We start from the raw sequence: 6688 nt of genomic DNA on the forward strand, positions 1-6688 counted from the left end.
TTTTCATGACCCAAGAAAAGAAAGCGCAAAAACCCAATACCATCGCCCTGAACAAGAAGGCCCGCCACGACTACTTTATTGAAACAAAGTTTGAGGCGGGTGTGGAAATGCAGGGGTGGGAGGTGAAGAGCTGTCGCGAGGGCAAGGCCCAGCTGACCGACAGCTATGTCATTTTCAAAAATGGCGAGGCCTGGCTGCTGGGTGCGCGCATACAGCCGCTGCCCAGTGCATCCACCCATTTTGTCACTGAGCCCGACCGCACCCGCCGCCTGCTGCTCACCAAGCGCGAACTGTCTCGACTGATCACCGCAGTGGAACAAAAAGGGCACACAGTGGTGGCCACTGCGCTGTATTGGAAGGGACACTTGATCAAATGTGAAATTGCTCTGGCCAAAGGCAAAGCGATGCACGACAAGCGCGAAACCGAGAAAAAGCGCGACTGGAACCGCGAGAAACAGCGCCTGATGCGCGCAGAGCACAAGTAGTGTGCCGCACCAATAACCCGGTATCCAAATAGGCTGCCAGGGAACACCAGAAGAATAATGACAGGATTTACCATGAGTGCACCGCGAGGACAATTCAGTACCAATATTGGCTTTTTGATGGCCGCGGCGGGGTCCGCCGTGGGCCTCGGCAATATCTGGGGCTTCCCCACCAAAGCCGCCGGCAATGGCGGTGCCGCCTTTGTGGTGGTCTATCTGTTTCTGGCCTTTGCGCTCGCCTATCCGGCCCTGATGGCCGAACTCACCATAGGCCGCTACGCACGCCGCAATATGGTGCAGGCCCTGCGCATCATCTCCAATGGGCCGGTCAGCCGTTTCTTTGGCGGCCTCACCGGCTTCGTCGGTATTCTGGTGGCCTCGCTGGTCCTCAGCTTTTACGCCATTGTAGCGGGCTGGATGGTGGCCCACCTGGCCGAACCGTTCGCTGCACTGTTCGGCGCACAGGGTGCCGCACAGTGGCTGACAGACAACAGCACCGAGCGCAATCTGCTCTTCACCGCTATCTTCAGCGGCCTCACCATGCTGATTATCGCCAGCGGTGTCGAAAAGGGGATCGAGCGCTGGTCCACCCTGCTGATGCCCTCACTGATCATTCTGCTGCTGTCGTTGATAGGGTATGTGCTCACCCAGCCCGGCGCCCTTTCCGGCCTCGAGGTATACCTGATGCCGGACTTCAGTCATTTCACCCCCAAACTGCTGATCTCCGCTTTGGGCCAGGCCTTCTTTTCTTTGTCTTTGGGGGTGGGCACCATGTTGATCTACGGCTCCTACCTGAGCCAGCAGGAGAGTCTGCCGCGCCTGGGGGCACTGGTGACGCTGATCGATGTGGGTATCGCCTTTACCGCCGGCCTGCTGATTTTGCCGGCCATGTATGTCGCCCAGGAAGCCGGATCACAGATTTTCTCTGCCAGCGGTGAGCTGATCGCCGGGCCCGACCTCATTTTACAAGTGCTGCCGGCCCTGTTCGACACCATGGGCAAAGCCGGTATCGTAGTGGCCATCACTTTTTTTGCCCTAATGGTCATCGCCTCCCTGACCTCCTCGATTTCCATGCTGGAGGTACCGGTGGCGTTTTCCATTGAGAATCTGGGCATTCCGCGACGCATCGCCACGCCCGCGGTGGGCCTGATCATCTTCGGCATCAGCACGGTCATCATCACCCACTTCGATACCCTGTTTGGACTGGCGGTCAGCATCAGTACCGAGTACGGGCAACCGCTGCTCGGCATTGCCCTGTGTCTCTTTGCCGGCTGGGTCTGGCGCCGCGACCAGTTACTCGCCGAGTTGAAGAAGGGTCACCCCAACATTGAACAGACCCTGTTCTGGCGGATCTGGCCCTGGTATGTGCGCATCGTCTGTCCACTACTAATTATGACCGCATTTGTGCATTCGGTCATTTAAAACTTGCCAGTCCCACCCCCAGCGCCGGAGCCTCCTCCCACTGGCTTCGCCAGTTTAAACAGCGACCGGCCTGTCCAGCGGGCCGATCCGGTGTATTGCCGAGCTGCCAATTGCGGTATACTGGCACGACACGAGAGTGTTTCTGATCGGGGATGACTTGGATTCGACGCCGGTGACGAAACCTTGGGTGCATGCCGTGATGGCAGCCAATCACGTTAATCCAAAGCTGTACTTTACTAGTTGCCAACGACGACAACTACGCTCTAGCGGCTTAAGCCCGCTAGCAGTCTGCTGCAAGGTTCCAGTATCGCGCTGCAGGCTGTAATACAGAACTGGATCGCCGTGAACCGCGCCTGTCGGGGATCGGTTAAACACTTCACAGGCTCGCCTTCTACGTCCTGACCGCCGGGCTGTAGCGGGCTAAATCAATAGACGGAGCTAAGCATGTAGAGCCTCTGGCAGAGTGCTGACGGACGCGGGTTCGACTCCCGCCATCTCCACCAAATCGCTGTCTCAGACAGCCCACAAAAGCCCCGCAAACGTAGAGTTTCCGGGGCTTTTGATTATCAGACCAATCCCAGTTAATCTAAGCTAACCCGTCCACATACAACCTCAAATGGACGGGTTATTGGACGGGTTGGTAACAGTGCCATCGTCCAACCCGTCCAAAATCCACGGAAGGTGAACTATGCCGCTGTCTGATACCAAGGTCCGCGCCCTCAAGCCCCGCGAGAAGAAGTACATCGAGTCCGATGAGAAAGGGCTGGCAATCGAAGTGACCCCGACCGGGGCCAAGCGTTGGGTATTCCGTTTCCGCCTGCATGGCAAACGCCCAGAAATGGCAATTGGGCTCTACCCCGATGTAAGCCTAAAGCGCGCCCGCGAACTCCGTGATGAAGCCCGCCAGCATGTTGCCGAAGGTGTCGACCCCCGCGATATAAAACGCGCCCGCAAAGAGTCCGCCCTGGAAGCCAATCGCAACAGCTTCGCCGCCGTTAGTGATGAGTGGTTCGCCGCCAAGATGGCGCACCTATCCAGCTCATCCAAGGACCGCGCCACCCTCGCTTTAGAGCGTGACCTAAAGCCCTATTTGGGTAAGCGTCCTATCTCCGAGATAAGCCCGCCGGAAGTACTGCGGTGCCTGCGCCGTATTGAGAGCCGGGGAACCCTGGAGACTGCCCACCGGGTAAAGCGAGTAGCCAGCCAGGTATTCCGCTTTGCCGTGGCCACCGGAAGGGCCGACCGCGACCTCACCACAGACCTGACCGGCGCACTCACCCCCACCAAGAAGAAACATCTGGCAGCTATTACTGACCCCACTGAAATTGGGCGCCTGCTAACCGCCATGGAGGAATACCAAGGCACCCCAGTAGTGAGAGCCGCCCTCAGACTATCCCCACTTCTATTCTGCCGCCCTGGAGAACTGCGCAAACTGGAGTGGGCCGAAATTAACTGGGAGGCCAAGCAAATAGAGCTGCCCAGCGAAAAAATGAAAATGGGCCAGCCGCACATTATCCCTCTTGCAGAACAGTCTCTGGCACTACTGCGGGAGTTGGAACCGCTTACAGGCCGTGGCAAATATGTTTTCCCCTCAGCCAGAGGGAAAAGCCGTCCACTATCTGATAACGGTGTGAGGACTGCGCTCAGGTCACTGGGCTATGACAATGAAACCATGACCGCCCACGGCTTCCGCGCTATGGCCCGCACCCTGCTGGATGAGGTTTTGGGCTTCCGTGTGGATTACATAGAGCACCAGCTAGCTCATGAGGTGAAGGACACACTGGGGCGTGCATACAACCGGACAAAGCACCTAGAGCAGCGGGCAGAAATGATGCAGAAGTGGGCAGATTACCTCGACAGCCTCAAAGCTAGCGAAAAAGCAGGGAATGTCATCGCAGCGAACTTTAGTAATCGATAACGGACAATCGAATTTCAGCGTCTAGGGTAGCTCCCGAAAGGCCACAACCCTTAGTGGCTTGGCGCTGAATCTAAATTAAGGGATTCTCTCAAAGGGGGAGAAATGGATAAGTCTATTCCTTGGTTGGAGCTGCTTCGCTACTCGCAGCTATTTGAAGCCCTGCTTTTGGCTGAGCAATTAGTATTCTCTCCCGAACCGTACCATACGAGGGAAGATAATCAGACCTTATGTATCCCAGATAAAATTAGCCAATACTTCGCTTTTAAAAATGCGCCGCCACTTGAAGAAGGGTTTTACAGATGGGCCAGCATCCAATATGAGCAGGAAAAAATACTTCGCCAAAGAAAGGCTTCCAGCATCTACGATGAGCTATTAGCTGACCTTGAGCTTCAACATATTGCCAATGAATGGTTTCAGAGCTCGGAAAATTATAAATGCGCTGAGCAAAAACTCCTTGAAATGCATACTGCATCCTTTCCATTCCACCCTAGCCACCCCTTAGAGTGGTATCAGAAAGACCTCAGGAGTCAGAATGCTATTGGTTTTCCATCCTTTTCGCGGTTTGTAGGCCCGCCAAAAAAACAATACGTTGATTTTTCTACTGGCGAGAGTCTATCAAACCCTAATAGAGCCCCATTAACCAAACAGCTCGTTTTCCGAGGTGTCACATCTCTTGTTCTTAGTCATTACGATAGGGTTATAGAGCTTGGCTTAAATTCAATTGTCGGACCCACAAAGGGGCAGCTAAAGAAACTAGAGAAAGCAGCAAATCAGCTTGTCACAGCGCTAAAGGATATTACTTATGCAGGACTGAAAGTGCAAAAGACTGAAATTAGCAAGTGGGAATCTGTAGCAAATGGAGACTACAAAAGAATACTCAACTTAGAAGAGCTAAACCGCTACGCACCATCCAGGCAACATAGTAAAGGGGCAAGAGAAAGCACAATCATCCGAATGGCCGACCTGCTCTACAACCACTTTGGAAAAATGGAAATCGTAGATTTTGATAAGTCTATGTTAACTGTTCGCTCATTTCAGAGACAGCCTATTAAGCCTCTACCGGGAGGAAAGATATGGAGTAGCTGCGGTATTCGTAGCGTATCTTTTCACAAAATTATTTTAGAAATTGTACATCTGGTTGACGAAGAAACCGACTACGACAAGGTTCGAGCAATAGTAGCTAAGCGAACTGACGCGCACGGCGGATATTCTGGCGGCCTTGGCTTGGGGCATCTTGCCGATAGTGTACTCCCATAGTACCGGACAGATAGATACGAAAATTTACAAATATCTAACCGGACACATAATTAATTATGGGCACCAACTCCTAACCGGACGCCTATTCCATTAATCCAGATGATTGCCGTGTATATTTATACAGCACTCATGCATACCTTATGTATCAGCCTCAACAAACCCATAGGAGAGCTGATACGTGCAGACCAACCTATACAACCAACAATCAATAAACCCTTCCGCAATGTACCGGGCCCGAGATTGTGCCCGGTTCTACTCCATTGGTTTATCCACCTGGTGGAACTGGACCAAAACAGGCAAAGCCAAACGCGGCACAAAGTTAGGACCAAAAACCACCGTATGGGAGGGAGCCTACCTGCTTGAGCTGAAGCAAAAACTAATCACTGAAGCTGAAAGCTGCTAAGGGGGAGATGACTATGGAAATAATCAGAACCGCCCCGGCACAGAGCGGTCCCGACACACAACATAAGCCCGGCAATATTAACAACAACACCCAAACCACAGAACACTCAGCCAGTAAGATTTGGCGCCCCCTATCACCCCGCCAGGTGCGAGCACTGGAAACATTGCTCACTGGCCCATGCAGCCGGGAAAAACTCGACAGAGTGACAGGGGCCAGCAATGGCCCGAATGTAATCATGCAGCTCAGAAAGCGGGGCATAAGTATTCAGTGCCGCATGGAGGGGCACATAGACCGCGATGGTATTGCGGGGCGGCACGGTGTTTACTGGTTGCCTGATAGCGAGCGTCAGCGTATTGGCTCCCTTAAGCTACTGGGGGGCTAATGGCTGAATCTGCTAGAGAGCTTCTACAACGGCTTCTAGCGCGTGGTGATGGTGTGGCGGTCGATGGTGGCCGCCTTACCCTAACCCCTGCCAGTGGCCACCCTGTGCCCGCTGAGTGGCTTTCCGAACATGAGTGGCCCCTTATCACCGAAGCCGCCCGTCTAGCCGGTATGGAGCCCCTGGAGTATATCGGTCATTCAGTAGGAAATTACGGCCCCCGCAAAGATGGGGGTGTCACTCTCCAATTTCGCAGCCTAATCGATGGACGCGACTGGTATGCAATATTCAACGCTTACACAACGCGAGCGCGCACCACCAAGCACGGTAAAGCCGGCAGCCCCCTACCCAAGGGTCGCTTCCGCATGGGCAAGCGCTCTAATTTCCTAAAGTTCTGGAATCGCACCGGGCAGAAGGTGCCAAAGAGCCTCGACGCCTTTAGCGATTATATGGGCAAATTACGGAGCCAAATATTTACCGGGCATCAATCAAAGGGCGAACGCTTGGAGGCCGCAACGCTTGCGCCACTCTGTATTAAGCAGCAGGAATTGGCAGCCCACCCCCATGTGAATATTCCGGGTAAAGCTCGGGTAACTTCCGGGTTAATTCCGGGTAAGGTCCGGGTAAATTTTCCGGGTAAGGAATTGGCGCAACCCCAACAACCACGAGGCCTACAGCCTAATCAAACCACGGGTGATGCAAACTACGGTAATACGGTAATAAGGGAGTGCGGGTATAAGGGAATCCCCAAGCCCCCTAAAGAACAGACCAATGAAGAGTGGCTGGAAGAATATGGACGCGCAGGCTGATTCAAGAGTGCCTGCTAA

The 6688-nt window shown here is 53.8% G+C and carries 7 protein-coding genes and 1 other RNA gene; all 8 read left to right on the forward strand.

The window, feature by feature from the left end:
- Nucleotides 1-5: 5 nt before the first annotated feature.
- The 8 genes from smpB (at nucleotide 6) to Q5Y71_RS12740 (ending at nucleotide 6670) form a co-directional block, all read left to right on the forward strand.
- Complete coding sequence (gene smpB, locus Q5Y71_RS12705; protein ID WP_306042501.1) at nucleotides 6-485, forward strand: SsrA-binding protein SmpB; 480 nt, start codon at nucleotides 6-8, stop codon at nucleotides 483-485.
- Between the two features lie 72 nt (nucleotides 486-557).
- Nucleotides 558-1904 carry a sodium-dependent transporter gene (locus Q5Y71_RS12710; RefSeq protein WP_306042502.1) on the forward strand — a complete coding sequence of 449 codons (1347 nt, stop codon included), beginning with the start codon at nucleotides 558-560 and terminating at the stop codon, nucleotides 1902-1904.
- Between the two features lie 148 nt (nucleotides 1905-2052).
- Nucleotides 2053-2407, forward strand: a transfer-messenger RNA (tmRNA) gene (gene ssrA, locus Q5Y71_RS12715).
- A gap of 185 nt (nucleotides 2408-2592) precedes the next feature.
- The gene (locus Q5Y71_RS12720) at nucleotides 2593-3822 is read left to right on the forward strand and encodes an integrase arm-type DNA-binding domain-containing protein (protein WP_306042503.1); all 1230 of its coding nucleotides are present in this window, start codon (nucleotides 2593-2595) and stop codon (nucleotides 3820-3822) included.
- Nucleotides 3823-3924: 102 nt separating this feature from the next.
- Nucleotides 3925-5079, forward strand: coding sequence for a hypothetical protein (locus Q5Y71_RS12725; protein WP_306042504.1), 1155 nt, complete (start codon nucleotides 3925-3927; stop codon nucleotides 5077-5079).
- Nucleotides 5080-5257: 178 nt separating this feature from the next.
- On the forward strand, nucleotides 5258-5482 hold the full coding sequence (locus Q5Y71_RS12730; protein ID WP_226642804.1) for an AlpA family transcriptional regulator: 225 nt from the start codon (nucleotides 5258-5260) through the stop codon (nucleotides 5480-5482).
- 13 nt (nucleotides 5483-5495) lie between these two features.
- Complete coding sequence (locus tag Q5Y71_RS12735) at nucleotides 5496-5864, forward strand: hypothetical protein (RefSeq protein ID WP_306042505.1); 369 nt, start codon at nucleotides 5496-5498, stop codon at nucleotides 5862-5864.
- On the forward strand, nucleotides 5864-6670 hold the full coding sequence (locus Q5Y71_RS12740; protein WP_306042506.1) for a hypothetical protein: 807 nt from the start codon (nucleotides 5864-5866) through the stop codon (nucleotides 6668-6670). The genes Q5Y71_RS12735 and Q5Y71_RS12740 overlap by 1 nt, the downstream gene beginning before the upstream one ends.
- The last annotated feature ends 18 nt before the right edge of the window (nucleotides 6671-6688 follow it).

The organism is Microbulbifer sp. 2205BS26-8 (genome assembly GCF_030731025.1).
Lineage (GTDB): Bacteria > Pseudomonadota > Gammaproteobacteria > Pseudomonadales > Cellvibrionaceae > Microbulbifer > Microbulbifer spongiae.

Excerpts from the sequence above, each read along its gene's own strand:
- smpB (WP_306042501.1), top strand. The coding sequence starts at position 6 with ATGACCCAAGAAAAGAAAGCGCAAAAACCCAATACCATCGCCCTGAAC.
- Q5Y71_RS12710 (WP_306042502.1), top strand. The coding sequence starts at position 558 with ATGAGTGCACCGCGAGGACAATTCAGTACCAATATTGGCTTTTTGATG.
- Q5Y71_RS12720 (WP_306042503.1), top strand. The coding sequence starts at position 2,593 with ATGCCGCTGTCTGATACCAAGGTCCGCGCCCTCAAGCCCCGCGAGAAG.
- Q5Y71_RS12725 (WP_306042504.1), top strand. The coding sequence starts at position 3,925 with ATGGATAAGTCTATTCCTTGGTTGGAGCTGCTTCGCTACTCGCAGCTA.
- Q5Y71_RS12735 (WP_306042505.1), top strand. The coding sequence starts at position 5,496 with ATGGAAATAATCAGAACCGCCCCGGCACAGAGCGGTCCCGACACACAA.
- Q5Y71_RS12740 (WP_306042506.1), top strand. The coding sequence starts at position 5,864 with ATGGCTGAATCTGCTAGAGAGCTTCTACAACGGCTTCTAGCGCGTGGT.